This window comes from Streptomyces turgidiscabies Car8, from assembly GCF_000331005.1.
Taxonomy (GTDB): domain Bacteria; phylum Actinomycetota; class Actinomycetes; order Streptomycetales; family Streptomycetaceae; genus Streptomyces; species Streptomyces turgidiscabies.
Genome location: NZ_AEJB01000276.1, coordinates 1 through 20,321 on the forward strand (window position 1 = coordinate 1; position 20,321 = coordinate 20,321).

Consider the following 20,321-nt stretch of genomic DNA (forward strand, 5'->3'; position numbering starts at 1 on the left):
TCCGTCATCGGTCCGTGCTGGCTCTGGCGAAGCTGCGTACGAGGTCGTGGAACGTGTACTGGCCCAATCCGGGCTGCTGGAGCAGATGTACGTCGAGCAGCAGCTCCAGAATGTCCTCGGCATCCCGGACATCGGTGTCGAGCAGCGCGGCCGCCGAGTGTGCGTCGATGCCAGCACCAGGGTGCAACCCGAGGGCGCGGAACGCGGCGCGGTGCCTGTTGTCCATGGCCAGATATGACAACTGAAGTGTCACTGCGACGCTGCGTTCGCCTGAGCTCAGTTTGTCAAACGAGTGATCCCGGTCAGGGAGTGAGCTGCCAGCGCTGGACGTAGCCGACGTCGATCGACGCCCGGTCCTGCACGCGCAGCTTCCACGTGCCGTTGATGGGCTGGGCCGAGGCGTCGATCGTGAAGGTCTGGTCGACGTTGTCGGCGGAGCCGCCGGTGCGGTTGAGGAGCGAGTAGACGGTGCCGTTGGGGCCGACGAGGTCGACGGTCAGGTCACCGCGGTAGGTGTGGACGATGTTGACGTAGACCGAGGTGGTCGCGGAGGCGTTGCCGTCGCGGCCCTCGATGGTGATCGGGGACTCCACTGCGGCACCGTTGTCGGGGATGTCGACGCGGGTCGTGGTGGCGTAGATGTACGCGATCCGCCAGGTGAAGGTGTCCGTGACGGACGCGCCCGTGCCGTCGGTGACCGTGACGGCCACGTCGCTGGCGCCGACGGTGGTCGGCGTTCCGGAGATCAGGCCGCTCGGGCTGAGGGTGAGGCCGTCGGGCAGGCCGGTGGCCTCGTAGGTCAGCTCCGAACCGGAGTTGGTGGTGTACGCGTCCACCTGAAGGCCGACCGCCTGGCCGACGCCGCTGGTCTGGTCGGCGATCGGGGCGACGTTGACGCCGAGGGCTATCCGGCTGCCGACGTTGATGGCGGCCCAGGCGTCGGCGACGGCGAGGTAGGTGGGGCTGTAGGCGCCGAACAGGTCACCCGCTGCCTGGAGGGTGGCGGTGCGGGCGCCCGCGTAGTTGGTCGACGAGGTCATGTACGTCGTCAGTGCCCGGTACCAGACGGCGGCGGCGTTGTCGATGCCGATGCCGGTGACGGCCTGACCGTCGGAGGTCGGGCTGTCGTAGGCCACGCCGTTGACGGTCTTGGCGCCACTGCCCTCGGAGAGCAGGTAGAAGAAGTGGTTCGCCGGACCCGAGGAGTAGTGGACGTCGATGCCGCCCAGCGTGGAACTCCAACTGTCCCGGGACGAGCCGTCCTTGGAGGGCTTGTCCATGTAACGCAGCGGAGTGCCGTTGCCGTTGATGTCGATTTTCTCGCCGACGAGGTAGTCACCGGGGTCGGCGGCGAGGTTCGCGTGGAACTCGACGGCCGCGGCGAAGATGTCGGAGGTCGCCTCGTTGAGACCGCCGGACTCGCCCGAGTAGGTCAGGTTGGCGGTGGCGGCGGTGACGCCGTGGCTCATCTCGTGGGCGGCCACGTCGAGGGAGGTCAGCGGGTGCGTGTTGCCCGAGCCGTCGCCGTAGGTCATGCAGAAGCAGCTGTCCTGCCAGAAGGCGTTGACGTAGCTGCTGCCGTAGTGGGCCCGGCTGTAGGCGGCGACACCGTCGTTGCGGATGCCGTTGCGGCCGTACACGTCCTTGTAGTAGTCCCAGGTGGCTGCGGCGCCGAAGGCCACGTCGACACCGGCGGTCTGGCGGTTGGACGGCAGACCGTTGCCCCAGACATCGTTGTCGTCCGTGAAGAGGGTGCCGGTACCTGAGGTGCTCTGGTTCAGGTCGTACGTCTTGTGCCCGGCGCGGTCGCCGTCGGTGAGCTGGTACGTCGATCCCGCGAGGGTGCTGCCGAGGGGAACCGTGCCGACGTACTGGCCGGTGCCTTCGCCGGTGTGCACCTTCTCGGCGGCGAGGATCTGCTTGCCGGTGCTCGCGTCGGTGACCACCTGCAGTTCACTGGGCGTGCCGTCCGGCTGGACACCCTCGACCACCGTCTCCCAGGCCAGGACGGGCTTGGTGGCACCGGCCCAGACGACGAGGCGGGGCGCGCGCTCGGTCTCGGTGCCGGTGACGTCGGCACCCTTGGCCGCCGCGAGAGCCTTGCCGGTGGCGTTGGCCGCGGAGAGCTTCGGGGTGAGGGACGTCAGCGCGAGGGTCGCTCCGCTCGCCTTGGAGACGGTGGTGCGGTTGCTCTTGAGGTGGACGACCAGGTCGCCGCCGAGGACGGGCAGTCCGGCGTAGGTACGTTCGTAGCGGGTGTGGGTGGCGCCGTCGGCGTCCTGGACGACGTCCCTGACGACGAGCTTCTCCCGTGCGCCCAGGGCTAGTTGACGGGCCGTGGTGCCGGTCGCGGTCTGCGCGCTCTTGATCAGTGAGGCGCGGCGGGCCGCCGACAGGGGCGCCGCGGCGGCTCCCGCGCGAGGCACGGCGTTGATCTTTGCCGGGCCCGGGTCGGCCGGGGCCGCGCTCGCGGTTCCGGCGGGGGCCCCGAGGGCGAGCAGGGTCCCGATGGTCGTCATCGCGAGGGCGGCGGTGGCGCTTCTGCGCCGGAGGGTGGGGCGGTGTCGCCGGGGCAACGGGTTCTCCTTCTGTGCGACGGCCGGCCCGTGGTGGGGACCGACGTGGGGGGGCGGACCGACGGGATGGGGCCAGTCCGAAGCGCTGCACGGCAGGCGGGTGAAAGGAGATGCGGGTGTGAAGGAATGGTGAATATCGACAGCAGCGTGGCACTGCGTGCCTCGTTTTGTCATGAGAATGCCAAAACAACGGCTTGAAATGACCATGTCCAGCTGGGGATCCATCCTGCTGAGCACACTTTTCAGCCGTCGCCTGCTTCCAAAAGCAGCTTCCAAAGCAGAGATCGCGCGGTTAGGCTCCCCCGGCGCGCGCATCAGGCGTGACGCGTGGGGTGGGGAACTTCCGGGGTGGGGGACATGACCAGCGAAATCGACGTACCCAGATTCGCCGAGTCGGCGGACCAGGCTGAACTGGCCGGGCCCGCCGACTCGGCCAGGCCCGAGAAGGCCATGAGCGAGGGCGCGCAGGTCGTGGCGGCGCTCATAGTGGTCGCTTGTATCGCGGCGGGCTTCTGGGTGACAGCGAAGAATGAGTCCGGTCCCGGCAACCGGGAGCCCGCTTCGTGCTCCCGGTCGAACGAGGACGACCCGCTGTCGAAGCCCGTCTCCGGCAAGCAACTCTGCGAGGCGCTCAACCGCCCGGACCTGCCGATGCTTCTCGGCACGCCCGACGACAGCGCGGTGGGCGCCTACAGCAGCGAAGGCAAGGTCAGCCACAAGGCCGGCGTCATGACAACCGATCCCGAGGCCACCGTCCAGTTGGACGGCTACAGCGTGAAGCTCTCAAGAGTCGACGACGGCCTCTCCGTCGACGGCATGGCCGACTTTCTGTCCGGGTCCTCGCAAAGGACAACGGTCCTCGGTCACCCGGCGGTGCTCTACACGGGCCAGACCCTCGGCTTCGTCTTCAAGGACGGCAAGGGTTCCACCGGCCCCGGCGGCATCTCCCGCTCCCTCCTGGTCGCCCTGAACCCCAAGGACGACGGCGGTTCGTACGAGATCGACATCTGGCGTCAGGACGACGTGAACCCCGACAGGACGGCGCTGTACCGGATCGCCGAAAAGGTGCTGCCGACGGTGCCGGGGTGGACGACGGGCTGAGGTCAGGAACCGCCTGTCAGCAGGGCCCGCGCGACCTTGCGGAAGGTGGCGAGGAGCCGGCTGCGGTCGTCCGCCCGGGTGGCGAGGACGACATGGCTCGGGTCGATGCCGTGCAGCGGGATCGTGGTGAGGTCCGGGCGAAGCCGGTCCAGCCCGAAGCCACCCGGGACGATGGCCACCGCCTGTCCGGCGGCGACGAGTTCGAACTTGTCCTCCAGCGCCCCGACGAACGGGCCCTCCGGTGCCGGACTCCCGTCGGGGCGCGGGTCGATACGCCAGAAGGCGTTCCACGCCGCGTCCTCCCGCACGCGGGGCAACGGCTCGTCGGCGATGTCGTCGAGGGTGACGAACTCCTTGCCGACGAGACGGTGGTCCAGGGGTACGACCAGGACCCGGGGTTCCGCGTAGAGGACCGTCACCTCCAACTCGTCGCCGGGGAGCGGGAGTCGGGCGAGCAGGGCGTCGACCCGGTGGTCGAGCAGCGCGGTGCGGGACTCGTCCCAGGCCAGGTGCACGGCTCGTACGTCGGCGTCCGGGTGCCGGCGGCGCACCTCCCGTACGGCCGGAGTGACGATCAGGTTCGCCGTGTAGCCGACGATGAGACGGCTGGGCTCGGCGGCGGCGCGGGTCTGGGAAGCGGCCCGGGTCGCCGTACGCAGCAGCGCCCTGGCGTGCGGCAGGAAGACCTCGCCGGCCTCGGTGAGACGGCTCCCCTGCGGGGTACGGTCGATCAGCCGGGCGCCCAACTCCTGTTCCAGCCGCCGTATTTGACGGCTCAGGGACGGCTGGGCGATACGCAGGATCTCGGCGGAGCGTCCGAAGTGCAGTTGCTCGGCGACGACGGTGAAGTAGCGGACGAGCCGCAGATCGAGGTCGGGGGCGGGGGCCGGGTCCGTCATACCTCCACCGTAGCCGCGCTGTTGGCCGCCTGAACCCCGTAAACCACTACTGAGCTGGTGTGATGCCTGATCCGCATTGCGCGTACCGGAACAGGTCTTGGACCTGGGAGGGGTCGCCCGCGCAGGGTGGAAACATCCGCCGGGCACTCGCCCGGCAGCGGCAACAGGGGTGTTTCATGCGTGTGTTCGTCACCGGTGCGAGCGGGTTCGTCGGGTCCGCCGTCGTACGGGAGTTGCTGGACGCGGGACACGAGGTGACCGGGATGGTCCGCTCGGACGAGGCCGCCGCGTCACTGAAGGAGACCGGGGCCGAGGTGCTGCGGGGCACTCTGGAGGACCTCGACGGGCTGCGGGCCGGGGCGGCGGCCTCGGAGGGCGTGATCCACACCGCGTACGTCCATGACTTCAAGGACATGGCGGAAGCGGCGCGAACCGACCTGCGGGCCGTGGAGACCTTCGGCGAGGCACTCGCGGAGTCCGGGCGCCCTCTCCTCATCTGCTCCGGCACCGCCTTCTCCCCGGGCGTCCTCGCGACGGAGGACGACCCGGGCGACCCCAGCAGGTCCCATATGTACCGGCTCGCCTCCGAGACGGCGATGACGGCGCTCGCCGAGCGCGGGGTGCGGACGTCGGTCGTACGGCTGCCGCCTTCCGTGCACGGTGAGGGGGAGTACGGCTTCGTACCGCGCCTCATCGACATCGCCCGCGCCAAGGGTGTCTCGGCCTATCCGGGCGACGGCACCAACCGCTGGGCCGCCGGTCACCGTACCGACGTGGCCCGGCTGTTCCGGCTGGCCCTGGAGTCGGCCCCGGCGGGCACCCGGCTGCACGCGGTCGGTGAGGAGGGCGTACCGGTGCGCGAGATCGCCGAGGCCATCGGGCGGGGACTGGAGCTGCCGGTGACATCGGTACCGGCCGCGGAGACCGAGGACCACTTCGGTGGCTGGGCAACTTCTTCGCCCTCGACCTTCCGGCATCGAGCGCCCTGACACGGGACCGCCTGGGCTGGGAGCCCGTAGGGATCGGGCTTGTGGCGGATCTGGAGGCGGGGCACTACTTCGACGCGCCCTGATTTTCCTGGCTGCTTTTCAGCCCGTTGGGGTCCCCCCTCTGGGGGAGATTGAGGACGAGCGCGTTCAGCGCGAAAGGGGGGTCTGGGGGCGCAGCTCCCAGGAACGGGATGGGACGGGTAGGGGCGGCGGGGGCGGAAACTCAGCCGGTGCCCAACACCACGGTCAGCCGCTCACCCAGCACCGGCGCGACCGCCTCCGCATACGCGTCCGCGACATGGCTGTCATCGCGGTAGACGACCGTATTGCCCACCAGGACAGGGCAGTTGCCCTCGTCCGTACACAGCCAGGGCGTGGGGTCGATCACCATCGCGCCGGACAGCCTCGCGGCCTCGCGCGTAGCTGTCCTGCGATGCGGGTCCCGGATCGCCTCGGACAGTCGAGCGGCGCACCGGTCCAACTGGAGGGAGTACATCGCGGCGCAGTCGACCGCGTCCGACTTCGGCCACGGAGTGTCGAGCAACGCGACCACCTTCGCCCCGGAGGCGCCGAGCGCGTCGTACGTGGTGCGGAAACCGTCCGTCCACTGCTGGACGAGGTCGGGCTCCGGGTACATCGGGTCGCCCGCGTCCGAGGACGACACGATCACCAGTGCCGGGCGCAGAGCGGTGATCCTCGTGATCGCCCGGGCCCGCCAGGTGTCACAGGACGAGTACGGGCCGCCCTGGCGGCGCAGGGTGACCTCGGCCGCCTTGCACGACGCCTTCGTCAGCGACACCAGCTTCCAACTCCGCTCCTCGGCAAGCCGGTTGAGCGCCGGGTACCACTGGGCCGCGTGGGAGTCGCCGAAGAGGACGACGACCTTGTCCGAGGCCGGGTCCCCGTACTCGCACGGCGGGGTGCTCGTGCTCTCGTACGCCACATGGCAGCCGTCCCGGTAGACCGCCGACCGCGCCGACTTGATGTCAGGGAGGGGTGGGGCGAGGTTGCTGGGCAGGCTCGTCGCCGACGACTCCAGGAGCCGGCGCAGCTGTAGCCGCGGGTCCGGCGCATTGGCCATCGTCTGCCTCAGCGAAGGCGCGGGGCGGCCCGAGTCGATCGCGGGCGGGAACGCGTACGCCGTCACGGCGATCAGTGCCACGGCCGCCGACAGGCCCGCCCCGAGCCGCAACGCGCGCCCCGGGCGGCCACGGAACGCCGTGTGGAACCGGACGGGGTTCTCCACCAGGCGCAGGGTCACCCAGGCCAGGAGCAGGCCGATCGCGCAGAGCAGCAGCGCGAGCCGGACACTGGACTTCCCGGGGAGTCTGCCCAGCGCCGCCGGGCCTATGAGCAGCAGCGGCCAGTGCCACAGGTACCAGCCGTACGACAGACCGCCCAGCCAGACCAACGGCCGCCTGGACAGGAGCAGTTGGGCGCCATACCGAGAGGGTGCGCAGCCGCCGGCCAGGACGAGGACCGACCCGAGCACCGGCAGGAGCGCGTAATACCCCGGGAACGGGGTGTCGTTGTCGTAGACGGTCGCCGAGACGGCTATGCAGGCCAGGCCCGTCCAGGTCATGGGCGCCGCCAGCATGGCCGGCAGGCCGCGAAGCCGCTCGGCCGACAGGGCCAACAGCGCGCCGGCGCCCAGTTCCCAGAACCGGGTGTGCGAACCGAAGTACGCCCAGGACGGCGAGTCCTCCGTCACGGCGACACTCAGCCCGAACGACAGCACACAGAGCACGGCGAGCGGCACCGCCAGGAGTGCGCGCCGTCGACGGGCGAGCCGCCAGCTCATGAGGAGGAGCAGCGGCCAGAGCAGATAGAACTGCTCCTCCACCGCCAGCGACCAGAAGTGCTGGAAGGGGGACGGCGGGCTCCCCTCGGCCAGATAGTCCGTGCCGCCGGCGGCCAGCCGGAGGTTCACCGCGTAGAACGCGCTGCTCAGCGCGTCCCCGGCGTACTCCTCGAAGCGGGCCCTCGACAGGAACAGCCAGGAACCGGCGAGGGTGGCCAGGACCACGAGCGTCGACGCGGGGAGGAGACGGAGTGCACGGCGGGCGTAGAACCTGCGGATCGACAGACCGTCGCCGGCGGCCAACTCCCGTACCAGTAAAGAGGTGATGAGGAAACCCGACATGACGAAGAAGACGTCGACACCGACATAACCCCCGCCGAACCTGCCCACACCCGCATGTCCGAGGACCACGAGCGATACGGCCACGGCACGCAGCCCCTGGATGTCGAGCCGCAGTCCGGGGCTCTCGGTCGGTCTCGCCTTCACGTTCGGTTTCACGTTCTGTTTCACGTCCGAGATCGGGTTCACGCTCATCAGAGACAGACGGCCCAGTCGAACGGTTGTGGCCCACACCGCCCGGAAACCCTGAATTTTTCGGCCGTCCGCAATCGGTGGCCCCGAAATGACCGGTCCGACGCGTTTGCTACGCTCGCGGCGCGTCCCATGGGGGAAGTCCGGTGAGACTCCGGCGCTGACCCGCAACGGTATGCACGCCTCTTGTCCGGCTGTTCGGCTGTTCGGCTGTTCGGCCGGGCAGTCACCTGGCTGTCCGGCCGGGACTGGGGTGTGCGAGCCCGATCACCCAAGGTGCGCGTGCCCCTGTGATCGCTCGCCGCGGACTGCGAGCCGAGGCGAAGGATCGCCGACCGTGCGCCGAATACCCGTGCTGCCGCTGGCCGTTGGGCTGGTCCTGCTCCTGTTCCTCTCCCTGTTGGGCGGAGTCGGGCTGGGGGCGTCCGGGATCGGGTGGGGGCAGGTGTTCCGGTTCCTGTGGGACGGGGTCACCGGGGGGACCATCCGTGCCGAGGACGTCGCCTCCTACACCATCGTCTGGGAGCTGCGGCTGCCCCGGGTGGTGCTCGCCGCCGTGGTCGGGGCGGGGCTCGCGGCCGTCGGGGTGGCCGTGCAGGCCATGGTGCGCAACGCGCTCGCCGATCCGTTCGTGCTGGGGATCTCCTCCGGTGCGGCCGTGGGGGCCAACGCCGTGATCCTGCTGGGGGCGTTCGCCGGGCTCGGGGTGTGGGCGCTGTCCGTGTCCGCCTTCGTCTCCGCGCTCGCCGCCATGGTGCTCGTCTACGCCGTTGCCCGGTCCGCCGATCACGGGCTCACCCCGCTGCGGCTGATCCTCACCGGGACCGCGCTGGCGTACGGCTTCGAGGCCGTCACCACGGTGATGGTGTTCGGGGCGGCCCGGGGTGAGGCGGCCAGGTCGGCGATGATGTGGCTGCTGGGGAGTCTGGGCGGGGCCACCTGGGCGCAGGTGCCGATCGCCGCCGTGACCGTCCTCGCCGGGTGGGCGTGGCTCGCCCGGCGCGCGGAGTCGCTCAACGCGCTCGCCATGGGCGACGAGACAGCTGCCGCACTGGGTGTCCAACCCGCCCGTCTGCGACGGGAGTTGTTCCTCGTGACCGCAGCCGTGACGGGCACCGTCGTCGCCGTCAGCGGGGCCATCGGCTTCGTCGGGCTCATGGTCCCGCATGTCGTACGGATGCTCGTGGGCGCCGATCACCGGCGGGTACTGGCGGTCGCGCCGCTCGCCGGAGCCGTGCTGCTGGTGTGGGCCGACGTGGTGTCCCGGCTGCTGCTCGCGCCGGCCGAGCTACCCGTCGGAGTGATCACCGCCGTGGTCGGCGTACCGGCGTTCCTGCTGCTGATGCGACGCGGCGGCTACGCGTTCGGGGGGCGGTGAGCGCCATGCGGCTCCATGTGGAGGACCAGTCGGCAGACGCGAGGGCCGTACGACCCGCGGAGGACATCAGCGACGCGCCAGGCGCAACAGCCCTCCCGCAGCTGACACGGCGCGGCGGTCACGCAGGCGGGGGGCGATGAGCGCCATGCGGCTCCATGTGGAGGACCAGTCGGCAGACGCGAGGGCCGTACGACCCATGGAGGACATCAGCGACGCGCCAGGCGCAACAGCCCTCCCGCAGCTGACACGACGCGGCGGTCACGCAGGCGGGGGGCGATGAGCGCCATGCGGCTCCATGTGGAGGACCAGTCGGCAGACGCGGGGGCCGTACGACCCATGGAGGACATCAGCGACGCGCCAGGCGCAACAGCCCTCCCGCAGCTGACACGACGCGGCGGTCACACAGGCGGAGGGCGATGAGCGCCATGCGGCTCCATGTGGAGGACCAGTCGGCAGACGCGAGGGCCGTACGACCCGTGGGGGACATCAGCGACGCGGCAGGCGCAAGGGCCCTCCTGCGGCTGACGCGTCGCGGCGGTCACACGGGCGGGGGGCGATGAGCGCCATGCGGCTCCATGTGGAGGACCAGTCGGCAGACGCGAGGGCCGTACGACCCGTGGAGGACATCAGCGACGCGCCAGGCGCAACAGCCCTCCCGCAGCTGACACGGCGCGGCGGTCACGCAGGCGGGGGGCGATGAGCGCCATGCGGCTCCATGTGGAGGACCAGTCGGCAGACGCGGGGGCCGTACGACCCGTGGAGGACATCAGCGACGCGCCAGGCGCAACAGCCCTCCCGCAGCTGACACGGCGCGGCGGTCACACGGGCGGGGGGCGATGAGCGCCATGCGGCTCCATGTGGAGGACCAGTCGGCAGACGCGGGGGCCGTACGACCCGTGGGGGACATCAGCGACGCGGCAGGCGCAAGGGCCCTCCTGCGGCTGACGCGTCGCGGCGGTCACACGGGCGGGGGGTGGTGAGTGCCATGCGGCTCGATGTGGAGGGTGTGTCGGTCGACGCGGGGGCCGTGCGGCTCGTCGAGGACGTCGCCATGCGGGTGGACAGCGGGGCGTTCGTGGGGCTTGTCGGGCCCAACGGGAGTGGTAAGTCCACCCTGTTGCGGTGTGTGTACCGGGCATTGCGGCCTGCGGAGGGCGCGGTGCGGCTGGACGGCGCCGACGTGCACGGCATGGAACCCCGGGCCGCAGCCCGGGTGCTGGCCGCGCTGCCCCAGGAGTCGTCCGCCGAGTTCGACTTCACCGTCGCGGAGGTCGTCGCGATGGGGCGGCTGCCGCACCGGGGGCGTACGGCGGCCGGGGACCGGGACATCTGCTCCGCCGCGATGGAACGCACCGGCGTCGCGCACCTCGCCGACCGCGGGTTCCTCGCCCTGTCCGGCGGCGAGAGACAACGCGTGCTCATCGCCCGGGCGTTGGCCCAGCAACCGCGCGTCCTCGTCCTCGACGAACCGACCAACCACCTCGACATCGCCCACCAGTTGGACGTCCTGTCCCTGGTCCGGTCCAGCGGCCTGACCGCGCTGGCCGCGCTGCACGACCTCAACCTCGCCGCCGCCCACTGCGATCTGCTGTACGTCGTCGCCGGGGGCCGGATCGTCGCGTCGGGCCCGCCGCACGAGGTGCTGCAACCCGAGCTGCTGGCCGTGGTGTTCGGGGTTCGCGCACATCCCGTACGGCATCCGGAGACGGGCGCCGTACAGCTGCTCTTCGATCTGCTTCCCGCCTCGCGTACGACCTCCCGGTAAGGAACCACCTCCATGCGCAAGCCAGTTGCTGTCGCCGCCCTCCTCTCTCTTCTCGCCACCGGCTGCGGTGCCACCGTGGAGAAGCAGCCGACGGCAAAGGCGTCCTCGTCCGCCGTCACCCTCACCAACTGCGGTCAGCGGGTGACCTACGACAAGGTTCCGGAGCGGGTCGTCACGAACGACGTCGGGATCACCGAGCTGATGTTCGCGCTCGGTCTGGAGGACCGGATGGCCGGGTTCGCCATGCCCGACGACAAGGGCGATCTGACCGGCGTGCCCTGGAAGGACGGCTACGGCAAGGTGAAGTGGCTGTCCAAGCAGCAGCTCACCAAGGAGAACGTCCTCGACGCCCGGGGCGACTGGGTCTTCGCCGGCTGGAACTACGGCTTCCGCGACGACAACGGCTTCACCCCGGACGCGTTGAAGAAGCTCGGCATCCCCTCGTACATCCTCACCGAGTCCTGCCGCAACGGCCGTACGAAGACCTCGCGCGGCATCATGCCGCCGCTGGACGCCCTCTACACCGACCTCACCAACCTCGGAAAGCTCTTCGGCGTCGAGCAGCGCGCGGCCACCCTGATCGCGGGCTTCAGGAAGCAGGTCGCGGCGGTCGCGGCGAAGGCCCCGACGGGGAGCGCACGTCCGAAGGTGTTCCTCTACGACAGCGGCACGGACTCGCCCTTCACCAGCGGGCGTTACGCCGCTCCCGAGGAGGTCATCAGCAAGGCCGGCGGCGTCAACATCATGAACGACCTCGACGACTCCTGGACGACGGTGGGCTGGGAGACGGTGGTCGAGCGGGACCCCGACGTCATCGTCATCTGCAACTACGGGGACGTCAGCGCGGAGCAGAAGCGCAGGTTCCTGCTGTCGTACGCCCCGCTGAAGAACGTCTCCGCCGTCAAGCACAAGCGGGTCTTCGTCCTCGACTACGTCGACCTCGTCGAGAGCCCGCGCAATCCGTCGGCGATCGCCCGACTGGGCGCCTACCTGCGCTCGGTGGCGGACACCAGCCCCGCCTCGTAGGCGATGATCACGAGCTGGACGCGGTCGCGGGCGTCCAGCTTGGCGAGCAGGCGGGTGATGTACGTCTTCGCCGTGGCCACACTGATGCACAGCTCGGCGGCGATCTCCGTGTTGGACAGCCCTCTGCCGACGAGCGTGAGTACCTGGCGCTCGCGGTCGGTGATCGCCTTCAACTCCACCTGCTGGGTGGGTTGTTGGGGACCGGCGACGAAGTCCTGGATCAGGCGGCGGGTCACGCTGGGCGCGATCAGGGCGTCCCCGGCGGCCACACAGCGGATCGCCGCGAGGATGTCGTCCAGGGCCATGTCCTTGACCAGGAACCCGGACGCGCCCGCGCGCAGCGCCCCGTAGACGTGATCGTCGTCGTCGAAGGTGGTGAGGACGACGATCCGGGTGCCTTCCGTCCCCGTCCCCCGGGTGATGCGGCGGGTCGCCTCGATGCCGTCCGTGCCGGGCATGCGCAGGTCCATCACCACCACGTCCGGGGCCAGTTGACCGACGAGGGCGACTGCTTCCTCGCCGTCGGCCGCCTCGCCCACCACCTCGATGTCCGGCAGCTCGGCGATGACCATGCTCAGGGCCGTACGGATCAGCTGCTGGTCGTCGACCAGGAGAACCCGGATGGTCATCGGCCCGCCGCCTGCAGCGCGACGGTGAGCGGAATCGGCAGCCGGGCGGCCACCCGGAAGCCGCCCTCGGGACGCGGTCCGGCCTCGAACTCCCCCTTCAGCAGGGCGACTCGCTCACGCATACCGGCCAGCCCGAACCCGGTGTCGGTAGCACTCCCCCGGCCCCGTCCGTCGTCGGTGACGTCGATGGCGAGGGCGTCGTCGGCCCGGTAGTCGAGGGTGACCCGGCAGGACTGGGCACCGGCATGGCGTACGACGTTGGTCACCGACTCCTGCACGATGCGGAACGCCGACAGGTCGACGTCCGGCGGCAGTTCGCGCCGCTCCCCCTCCCACCGCAGGTCCACGCGGACTCCGGCGGCGCTCGTCACGGCGGCGAGCCGCTCGACATCCGCCAACCCGGCTGCCACGGAGGCCTGTTGCCCCTCCCCGGAGTCCGCGTGCCGCAGCGCGACGAGCATCCGGCGCAGGCCCGCCAGGGTCTCCCGGCCCTCGTGCTCGACCGCCGACATCGCCTCCCGTGCGGCCTCGGGACGGGTCGCCACCACCCGGGCCGCAGCGCCCGCCTGGAGAGCGATGATGCCGATGCTGTGGGCGACCGTGTCGTGCATCTCCCGCGCTATGCGCAGGCGTTCGGCGGTGACCGCCTGCCCGGCGGCGCGGGTGGCGAGCTGTTCGGCGTGCGCGCGACTGCGATGGGCCGCGTCGCCGAGCAGCCAGGCGATCAACGTCACGAGGGCGACGGCCAGTTCGGCCGAGGTGCCGACCATCCAGCCCGAACTGATGCGTATGGCCATGTAGACCACGAGCAGCGCGAGCGAGAGGCCGACAGCGACGGCTCCGGTACGACGCGGGCGGTCGGCGGCGGCGATGAAGTACACAGCGGTCTGCACGGCCAGGAACTGGGCCAACGGGATTCCCGACACGGCCAGCGTGATCGTCTCGATGACGGAGGCCGTCAGCAGCAGGCCCACGGCCGTCAGCGGACGGCGGGCCAGCAGGGCGGCGGCGACGAACGTCAGGGTGGTGGCCACCACGAGGAACAGCAGCCCGTCCCAGCGGTAGAGCTGGACCGCCGGAAGATGGTCGGGCTCGTACTCGCCGGGCAGCCGGACGCGCGTGAGGTACGTGAACACCGTGCCCGCACACCAGGCGAACGCCGTCCAGGCGCCCGGCGGGACGCGTTTGAGCAGGGGCGGCGGCGGTGTGACGGGCATGTACCGATCGTAGGCGGGCCGTTGCGGGCGGACATCGGCCCGTGGACGTACAACCTGGGTCGACAGCGGCGGAGTCGGAGTGTCGGCTGCGGGGCGATGCCCGGACACGGCGTGTGGCGAGACGGTGTCGTGGTGATCGAAGTCGAAGAACTGACGAAGCGTTACGGGACGACGACCGCCGTCGACCATCTCTCCTTCACCGTCCGTCCGGGGCAGGTCACGGGCTTCCTCGGCCCGAACGGCGCCGGCAAGACCACCACCCTGCGCATGCTGCTGGGCCTGATCGAGCCGAGCGGCGGCACCGCCACCGTGGGCGGCCGGCACTTCCGCCGGCATCCGCGCGGGCTGCGTCACGTCGGCGCGCTCCTCGACGCGGGCGATGTGCACGGCGGACGCACCGCGCGGGCTCATCTGGCGTCCCTCGCGCGTGGCAACCGCATCCCGCGCGAGCGGGTCGACGAGGTCCTGGAGGAGGTGGGACTGGCGGGAGCGGCGGCCGGGCGCCGGGTCGGCGGCTACTCGCTGGGAATGCGCCAGCGCCTCGGCATCGCCACCGCCCTGCTCGGCGACCCGCCGGTGCTGCTGTTCGACGAACCCCTCAACGGCCTCGACCCGGAAGGCGTGTTGTGGGTGCGGCGACTGTTCCGGCGGCTCGCCTCGGAAGGGCGTACCGTCTTCGTCTCCAGCCATCTCATGTCCGAGATGGAGCACACCGCCGACGAGCTGGTGGTGATCGGCCGGGGCCGACTGATCGCCGCCGAGCCCCTGAAGACCTTCGCGGCACGCGGCACACGTACCTCCGTGCGGGTACGGACGCCCGACCCCGGGACATTGGAGACGGTGCTCGTCGCGGAAGGCGCCGAGGTGACGTCGTACGCCGACCGCAACCTGGGCAAGGGGCACAACGGGCTCGACGAGCCGACTCTCACCGTGACGGGGATCAGCCCGGAGCGCATCGGCGACCTCGCCCTGCAGCACCGCCTACCGATCCACGAACTGACCCTGCAGCACGCCTCGCTGGAGGCGGCTTTCATGGAACTGACCGCCGACAGCGCCGAGTTCCTGGCCGGAGACCACCGATGAACCAGAGCACCATGCCGATGACGACCAGGACAGACGCCCGCTTCACCGACCTTCTCGGCGCCGAGTGGATCAAACTCTGGTCACTGCGCTCGACGTACTGGGCGATCGGCGCCAGCGCCCTCGCCATCATCGCCTTCAACGCCAACTCCGCCCGCGTCCACTTCGCCAACTACGGCCGCATGACGCCCGAGATGCTGGACGCCAACGCCGAGTTGGCCCTGCGGGACGCCTTCACCTCCGGCGCCGCGATGGTCCTCATCCTCGCGGCGGCGAGCATCGGCGCGATCACGCTCGTCGGCGAGTACGGGACGGGCCTGATCCGTACGACGTTCGCGGCGGTACCGGCCCGCCGTGCACTGGTGACGGCGAAACTGACCGTCGTGACGGCGGTCATGACGGCGTACGGGGCCTTCGTCGCCGGGGCCTCCTTCGCGGCGACGCAGGCCATCCTCTCCGGCCGGGGCGCGGACGTGCCCCTCTCGTACCCGGGCGCCTGGCGGGTGGTCGTCGCGTCGGCCCTGCTGGCTCCGGTCTGCGCGCTGGCCGGGATGTGCCTGGGCGCGGTGATCCGGCACAGCGCGACGACGATGGTGGCCATCACCGGCCTGCTGCTGCTCCTGCCCGTCTTCGTCACCGACCGCTACCGCTGGACGGCCGCCGTCCGTGACGTGCTGCCGCTCAACGCGTGGACCCGTCTGGTGGACATGTCGTACGGGCACAACTCCCACATCATCTACCCCCGCTTCTATCCGGAGACGGTGACGGGCAGCTGGGTGGCGTTCGGGGCGTGGGCGGTGGTCGCGGGGGCCGTGGCGGTGGTGGTCGTGGACCGGCGGGACGTCTGACCAGGCGCTCGCCGCCATCTCCTCCTACCGGCAGGCGTACCGTCGCGCGAGTGCGTGGAACGCCTCCTTGGGCTCCCAGTGCCAGGGCGAACCCGGGTCGCCCGGACGGTCCTTGACGGCCTTGTGGATGCCGTAGCTCGCCATGTCGATGTCGTAGAGGGGGTTGTCCGGGCGGTGTTCGGCGTCGGCGGTCCCGAACTCGAAGGCCATGGCCGCGTACAGCCCCATGGACTCGAAGACGTCCACCAGGTCGGTCAGGTATACGGCTTGGGTGCGCTCGCTGCGCACAAGGTCACCCTTGATCTCCGGCGGGACCTTGCCGTAGTCGACGACGTCCCAGCCCATGCCGCCCGCCTGGGGCGCCCTCTCGTACGTGCAGGTGCCGAACTCGGTGATGGCGAGCGGCTTTCCCCAGCGCAGGTAACCCCTCAACTCGCGCACGTAGTCGCGCCGGTCGGGAAAACAGGAGTAGTAGTCGATGCCGACGACGTCGAAGAGGCTCCAGTCGACCTTGTCGTCCTGGGCGGCGGCGTAGCTCAGCCGCCCACGGAAGACGGAGCGCCCGACGGCCGCGGCCCTGGCGGTGAACCGGTCGAGCCGGCGCTGCATTCTGTCCCAGTCCACCGTGCCGTCGAGGAGGTTCTGGATCCGCTCCTGGACTGTCTCCCCGGGGACGATGCCCGGCACGAACAGCCAGAACTCGCAGCCCACACTGAACTCGACACTCGCCCCCTGCCGTCGCAGCCGCTCCGCGTGCCGCCCGGTCTCCGCGAGGTGTTCGAGGATGTCCCGTTCCGGCACGTCCCCGAGGGTGGGTTGCAGCCAGACGTGCATGCCGCGCTCGGCGACCTCGGAGGCGGTGGCGTTCAGCCGCTCGACCCCGTCCCCGGTGACCTCGACGGTGTCGGCGTGCAGGTCTCTGTGGATCGTGCGGATGTCGGCGCGCATACGGGCGGGGCTGAAGCCGGTGGCGGGGGTCTCGCCGTCGACGAGGGTGTAGACGACGCCGTGACGGGTCAGGCCACCGCCCCGGCCGCGCCGCTTGATCGGTGTACCGGGTAACTCCGCTGCCCGCGCCCCGGCCGCCGGAAGCAGGGCCCCCGAGACCCCGATGGCGGCGGCACCGGCGCCGGCGAGAAACCGCGCCCGGCTGACTCCCTTGGCACTGTTCGTCCTGTTGTCCATGCCGCCACTCTCCCGAGACAGCGACCCTCACGCCGTCCACCGAAGGTCTACGGCACCGCAACCAAGGGATGAGGAGCGGGCGTCGGACACAGTAGATCGTCGACAGCACCCGGACAGAGGAGAACGAGATCTCAGGCCTCACGAAGATCCCCGCAAACGTCCTTGCAAACGCCCCCGCAAACACCTCCGCGAAGTTCCCCACACCGTTCCACCCGACCCGCCGCACCCTCCTCACCGCCCTCGCCGTCGGCGCGGCGACCGCCACCACCCTCCTGACCCCGGCCGCAGCCGCGCACGCCTCGGACACCGGCCACCACCCGGACGTCACCGCCCGCCTGAACGCCCTGGAGGCCCAACACGGCGCCCGCGTAGGCGTGTTCGCGCACAACCTGGGCACGAGGCAGACGATCCGCCACCGCGCCGACGAACGCTTCCCGGTCTGCTCGCTGTTCAAGACCCTCGCGGCGGCAGCCGTACTGCGCGACCTGGACCGCAGCGGCGAGGTCCTGTCGAAGCGCGTGCACTACACGGCCGATGACCTGGTCGACGGCTCGGCGGAGACCGAGAAGCACCTCACCGAGGGCATGACGGTGGCCGAACTCGCGGACGTGGCAATCCGGTTCAGCGACAACACGGCAGGCAACCTGCTCCTGCGTGAACTGGGCGGCCCGACCGCGATCACCCGCTTCGCCCGCTCCGTCGGCGACCGGGCAACCCGCCTCGACCGCTGGGAGACCGAGCTCAACTCGGCCGAGCCGTGGCGGATCACGGACACGACGACTCCGTACGCCATCGGCCGGACGTACGCCCGCCTGGTCCTCGACGACGTGCTGAACCGTCCGGACCGCGAACTCCTCACCCACTGGCTGCTGACCAACACGACCAGCGACAACCGCTTCCGCCTGACCCTGCCCCCGACCTGGACGATCGCCGACAAAACGGGCGCCGGCTCCTACGGCACGAACAACAATGTGGGCATCGCCTGGACGCAGAAGGGCACACCGGTCGTCCTGGCCGTCCAGACGACGAAGCCCGCCCAGGACGCCGCCCCCGACAACCCGTTGGTCGCGGAGACTGCTCGGCTGCTGGGAGAAGCGCTGGGCTGAGGGCCGGGCCGAGGATCGGGACGAGCACGGGGCGCTTCGGAACACACCGGCCGCCTCACCCGAACCGCCGGACGTACCTCCGCTGCCAGGGTGTCTCCACGGCATGCCGGTCGTAGTGGGCACGCACGTAGGCCACCGCCTCCCCCGCCGGCACTCCGTCCAGCACCGCGAGACAGGCGAGCGCCGTCCCCGTACGCCCCTTCCCACCCGCGCAGGCGACCTCCACCCGCTCACTCGCCGCCCGCTCCCACGCCTCGACCAGGGCCGCGCGGGCGTCCACGTGATCCTTCGGGAGCCGGAAGTCGGGCCACCGCAGCCAGCGGAACTCCCAAGGCACCGCAGGGGGTTGATGGCCGAGGAGGTAGAGGGCGTACGAGGGGACCGGCGCCGCCGGGTCGAGGGGGTGGCGCAGGCCTCGCCCCCTGACCAGTCGGCCGGACGGCAACCTCAGTACACCCGTGTCTCCCTCGCCCCATCCCCCGTCGGCCCGCTCACCCATCCTGGCGTCTCCCCGCTCGTCCATCCGTACATTCGAACGCGGGCCCGGAACCCGGGCAACCGATTCCGGAGAAACGGTGGTCTGGTGGGCGAGGGGGTACTCGATGCAGGCCGAACAAGAGGCCCAGTTCCATGAATTCGTCAGAGCGCGGTGGTCCCACCTGGTGCGCACCGCGTATCTGCTGACCGGCGACGCCCATCACGCCGAGGACCTGACGCAGACGGCGCTGGCGAAGGCGTACCGCTCCTGGCGGCGGGTCTCGCGCACCGACAATCCGGAGGCGTACGTCCGCCGGATGCTGGTCAGTTGCAACAGTGACCGGTTCCGCAAGCGGCGCGTACGCGAGGCGCTGACCGACGCGCCGCCCGACGTGGTGGGCCGCGACGAGGCCGTCTCGTGGGCCGACGAACGCAGCGCGTTGCTCGGCGCTCTGGCCCAACTGCCGCCCAAGCAGCGGGCGGTGGTGGTCCTGCGCTACTGGGAGGACCTGTCCGAGGGCGAGGTCGCCGACACCCTCGGCTGCTCCCAGGGCACGGTCAAGAGCCAGGCGTCCAAGGGGCTGACGAAGTTGCGTGCCTATCCGGGGCTGGCGCAGGTCGTGGGCCGCCCCGAGCCCAGTCACGCGTCACCCGTGCGGGAGGGCGTCCGGTGAACGAGGAACAGCTGCCGGAGCAGCCGGAACAGTCACGAGAAGCAGGACAGCACGTGGGAAACGAACACGGGAAGGACTTCGAGGCACAGGTGCGCGAAATGATGGCGGAGGACGCCTACACCATCCGGCCCTCGTCGGCGCCGTATCCGGCGATCCGCCGCAAGGGCACGATCGAGCGGCGTCGGCGGGTGGCAGCGGCGGGCGCGGTCCTGGTCGCGCTGGCGGTGACGCCTGTCGCTGCTTACGCGCTGAACGGGAACAGCGGCGACGGCGCCGTGAACACGGCGGCACCGCTGCCGTCGACCAGCACCTCGCAGGGGTCGGCGCCAACACCCGTACAGTCGGCGCCCGTTGGACCGGCAGGACCGGCGACACCGGGGCAGCTCCTCGACGGGATCACGCTGGCGCAGGCGTCAGAGGGCCTGGAGAAGTGCCTCGCGTACAACCGTGAGAACCAGAAGGCCATGCCCCCCAACACGCGGCGGCCCGATCTCGGCGACGCCGCCGACTACCGGATCATCCTGGCCCTGAACAGCACCGGCGACTCCAACTCGCCCGGCGACGGCATCAACGTCGTCGCCGTCAAGCAGCAGCCGGAGCAGCCGCAGCTGATCCGGCTGATCTGCAACGTCAAGGACGGTGAGGTGGGTGGCCTCAACACCAGTGCCGGCGGCCTGGAGTTGGACAACGGCGGGCCGGTGATGCCCGACATGAACGGCGGCAAGCTCTACCAGCAGTCCTTCATCGACAAGGGCAACTGGAAGCTCCCGTTCCGCTGGGGCACCATCGGCCAGGTCGAGTCCGACGTGACCCGCGTGACCGTCTCCTACGGCGGCAGCACCAGCGAAGCCGCCCTGGACCACGGCTGGTTCGTCGCCTCCGGCACCCTGAACCAGCAGGTCACCCTGGCTCCGCACGTCAAGGGGTACGACAACACGGGCAAGGTCGTCTACGACTCGGACAGCGACACGCAGTACGAGAAGACGCTGCCGTAGGCCAGAGCCGCAAACCGCATTCGCGGTGAGACGGGGAAGTGACG

Annotated in this window: 17 protein-coding genes and 1 pseudogene; 10 read left to right on the top strand and 8 right to left on the bottom strand. The window is 70.5% G+C overall.

The features are described 5' to 3' along the window. Positions 1-4 precede the first annotated feature (4 nt). Together STRTUCAR8_RS18170 and STRTUCAR8_RS18175 are read right to left on the bottom strand one after the other, a co-directional pair. Positions 5-226, bottom strand: coding sequence for a hypothetical protein (locus tag STRTUCAR8_RS18170; protein ID WP_044472413.1), 222 nt, complete (start codon positions 224-226; stop codon positions 5-7). Positions 227-302: 76 nt separating this feature from the next. Beyond that, positions 303-2,519, bottom strand: coding sequence for a M4 family metallopeptidase (locus tag STRTUCAR8_RS18175; protein WP_044472416.1), 2,217 nt, complete (start codon positions 2,517-2,519; stop codon positions 303-305). 414 nt (positions 2,520-2,933) lie between these two features. On the opposite strand from STRTUCAR8_RS18175, the gene STRTUCAR8_RS18180 reads away from it, so the two are divergent. Next, positions 2,934-3,677: a DUF6215 domain-containing protein gene (locus STRTUCAR8_RS18180; protein ID WP_234372461.1), complete on the top strand. Its 744-nt coding sequence runs from the start codon at positions 2,934-2,936 to the stop codon at positions 3,675-3,677. A gap of 2 nt (positions 3,678-3,679) precedes the next feature. On the opposite strand, the gene STRTUCAR8_RS18185 is transcribed toward STRTUCAR8_RS18180, so the two are convergent. Further along, positions 3,680-4,576, bottom strand: coding sequence for a LysR family transcriptional regulator (locus STRTUCAR8_RS18185; protein WP_006377295.1), 897 nt, complete (start codon positions 4,574-4,576; stop codon positions 3,680-3,682). A 176-nt stretch (positions 4,577-4,752) separates the two neighbouring features. Here STRTUCAR8_RS18185 and STRTUCAR8_RS18190 point away from each other — a divergent pair. Continuing rightward, positions 4,753-5,648 (top strand): annotated as a pseudogene (locus STRTUCAR8_RS18190) (SDR family oxidoreductase). A gap of 140 nt (positions 5,649-5,788) precedes the next feature. On the opposite strand, the gene STRTUCAR8_RS18195 reads toward STRTUCAR8_RS18190, so the two are convergent. Continuing rightward, on the bottom strand, positions 5,789-7,876 hold the full coding sequence (locus tag STRTUCAR8_RS18195) for an acyltransferase family protein (protein WP_234372462.1): 2,088 nt from the start codon (positions 7,874-7,876) through the stop codon (positions 5,789-5,791). 358 nt (positions 7,877-8,234) lie between these two features. Between STRTUCAR8_RS18195 and STRTUCAR8_RS18200 the strand changes: the two genes are divergently transcribed. From STRTUCAR8_RS18200 to STRTUCAR8_RS18210, 3 genes are all read left to right on the top strand, one after another. Then, complete coding sequence (locus STRTUCAR8_RS18200; protein WP_006377297.1) at positions 8,235-9,275, top strand: FecCD family ABC transporter permease; 1,041 nt, start codon at positions 8,235-8,237, stop codon at positions 9,273-9,275. Positions 9,276-10,260: 985 nt separating this feature from the next. Further along, positions 10,261-11,040, top strand: coding sequence for an ABC transporter ATP-binding protein (locus STRTUCAR8_RS18205; protein ID WP_006377283.1), 780 nt, complete (start codon positions 10,261-10,263; stop codon positions 11,038-11,040). A gap of 12 nt (positions 11,041-11,052) precedes the next feature. Then, positions 11,053-12,066 (top strand): ABC transporter substrate-binding protein, encoded by a 1,014-nt coding sequence (locus STRTUCAR8_RS18210; protein WP_006377287.1) that lies wholly within the window; start codon positions 11,053-11,055, stop codon positions 12,064-12,066. On the opposite strand, the gene STRTUCAR8_RS18215 is transcribed toward STRTUCAR8_RS18210, so the two are convergent. Together STRTUCAR8_RS18215 and STRTUCAR8_RS18220 are read right to left on the bottom strand one after the other, a co-directional pair. Then, the gene (locus STRTUCAR8_RS18215) at positions 12,027-12,695 is read right to left on the bottom strand and encodes a response regulator (RefSeq protein WP_006377280.1); all 669 of its coding nucleotides are present in this window, start codon (positions 12,693-12,695) and stop codon (positions 12,027-12,029) included. The two genes, STRTUCAR8_RS18210 and STRTUCAR8_RS18215, sit on opposite strands and share 40 nt — an antisense overlap. Then, entirely contained in the window at positions 12,692-13,912 is a 1,221-nt protein-coding gene (locus STRTUCAR8_RS18220) for a sensor histidine kinase (RefSeq protein WP_006377294.1), read from the bottom strand. Before STRTUCAR8_RS18220 ends, STRTUCAR8_RS18215 begins: the two co-directional genes overlap by 4 nt. A gap of 132 nt (positions 13,913-14,044) precedes the next feature. Here STRTUCAR8_RS18220 and STRTUCAR8_RS18225 point away from each other — a divergent pair, with 132 nt between their 5' ends. Both STRTUCAR8_RS18225 and STRTUCAR8_RS18230 read left to right on the top strand, forming a co-directional pair. After that, positions 14,045-14,995: an ABC transporter ATP-binding protein gene (locus STRTUCAR8_RS18225; protein WP_044472418.1), complete on the top strand. Its 951-nt coding sequence runs from the start codon at positions 14,045-14,047 to the stop codon at positions 14,993-14,995. Continuing rightward, a complete protein-coding gene (locus tag STRTUCAR8_RS18230; protein ID WP_006377296.1) occupies positions 14,992-15,840 on the top strand; it encodes an ABC transporter permease in 849 nt (282 codons plus the stop codon). The genes STRTUCAR8_RS18225 and STRTUCAR8_RS18230 overlap by 4 nt, the downstream gene beginning before the upstream one ends. A gap of 24 nt (positions 15,841-15,864) precedes the next feature. Here STRTUCAR8_RS18230 and STRTUCAR8_RS18235 read toward each other — a convergent pair whose 3' ends face one another. Beyond that, the gene (locus tag STRTUCAR8_RS18235; RefSeq protein ID WP_006377290.1) at positions 15,865-17,025 is read right to left on the bottom strand and encodes a hypothetical protein; all 1,161 of its coding nucleotides are present in this window, start codon (positions 17,023-17,025) and stop codon (positions 15,865-15,867) included. A gap of 146 nt (positions 17,026-17,171) precedes the next feature. Here STRTUCAR8_RS18235 and bla point away from each other — a divergent pair, with 146 nt between their 5' ends. Next, a complete protein-coding gene (gene bla, locus STRTUCAR8_RS18240; protein ID WP_078507234.1) occupies positions 17,172-18,131 on the top strand; it encodes a class A beta-lactamase in 960 nt (319 codons plus the stop codon). Positions 18,132-18,186: 55 nt separating this feature from the next. Here the strand turns inward: bla and STRTUCAR8_RS18245 are convergent, their stop codons facing one another. Continuing rightward, entirely contained in the window at positions 18,187-18,654 is a 468-nt protein-coding gene (locus STRTUCAR8_RS18245; protein ID WP_407705479.1) for a protein-tyrosine phosphatase family protein, read from the bottom strand. 79 nt (positions 18,655-18,733) lie between these two features. Between STRTUCAR8_RS18245 and STRTUCAR8_RS18250 the strand changes: the two genes are divergently transcribed. After that, positions 18,734-19,282, top strand: coding sequence for a SigE family RNA polymerase sigma factor (locus STRTUCAR8_RS18250; protein WP_044472415.1), 549 nt, complete (start codon positions 18,734-18,736; stop codon positions 19,280-19,282). Then, entirely contained in the window at positions 19,279-20,277 is a 999-nt protein-coding gene (locus STRTUCAR8_RS18255) for a hypothetical protein (protein ID WP_006377288.1), read from the top strand. The genes STRTUCAR8_RS18250 and STRTUCAR8_RS18255 overlap by 4 nt, the downstream gene beginning before the upstream one ends. Positions 20,278-20,321 lie beyond the last annotated feature (44 nt).

Bases quoted from the DNA above. Each gene is read 5' to 3' on its own strand.
- STRTUCAR8_RS18235 (WP_006377290.1), bottom strand. From the start codon at position 17,025: ATGGACAACAGGACGAACAGTGCCAAGGGAGTCAGCCGGGCGCGGTTT.
- STRTUCAR8_RS18220 (WP_006377294.1), bottom strand. From the start codon at position 13,912: ATGCCCGTCACACCGCCGCCGCCCCTGCTCAAACGCGTCCCGCCGGGC.
- STRTUCAR8_RS18170 (WP_044472413.1), bottom strand. From the start codon at position 226: ATGGACAACAGGCACCGCGCCGCGTTCCGCGCCCTCGGGTTGCACCCT.
- STRTUCAR8_RS18180 (WP_234372461.1), top strand. From the start codon at position 2,934: ATGACCAGCGAAATCGACGTACCCAGATTCGCCGAGTCGGCGGACCAG.
- STRTUCAR8_RS18245 (WP_407705479.1), bottom strand. From the start codon at position 18,654: ATGGACGAGCGGGGAGACGCCAGGATGGGTGAGCGGGCCGACGGGGGA.
- STRTUCAR8_RS18250 (WP_044472415.1), top strand. From the start codon at position 18,734: ATGCAGGCCGAACAAGAGGCCCAGTTCCATGAATTCGTCAGAGCGCGG.
- STRTUCAR8_RS18185 (WP_006377295.1), bottom strand. From the start codon at position 4,576: ATGACGGACCCGGCCCCCGCCCCCGACCTCGATCTGCGGCTCGTCCGC.
- STRTUCAR8_RS18210 (WP_006377287.1), top strand. From the start codon at position 11,053: ATGCGCAAGCCAGTTGCTGTCGCCGCCCTCCTCTCTCTTCTCGCCACC.
- STRTUCAR8_RS18215 (WP_006377280.1), bottom strand. From the start codon at position 12,695: ATGACCATCCGGGTTCTCCTGGTCGACGACCAGCAGCTGATCCGTACG.
- STRTUCAR8_RS18230 (WP_006377296.1), top strand. From the start codon at position 14,992: ATGAACCAGAGCACCATGCCGATGACGACCAGGACAGACGCCCGCTTC.
- STRTUCAR8_RS18175 (WP_044472416.1), bottom strand. From the start codon at position 2,519: ATGACGACCATCGGGACCCTGCTCGCCCTCGGGGCCCCCGCCGGAACC.
- STRTUCAR8_RS18205 (WP_006377283.1), top strand. From the start codon at position 10,261: ATGCGGCTCGATGTGGAGGGTGTGTCGGTCGACGCGGGGGCCGTGCGG.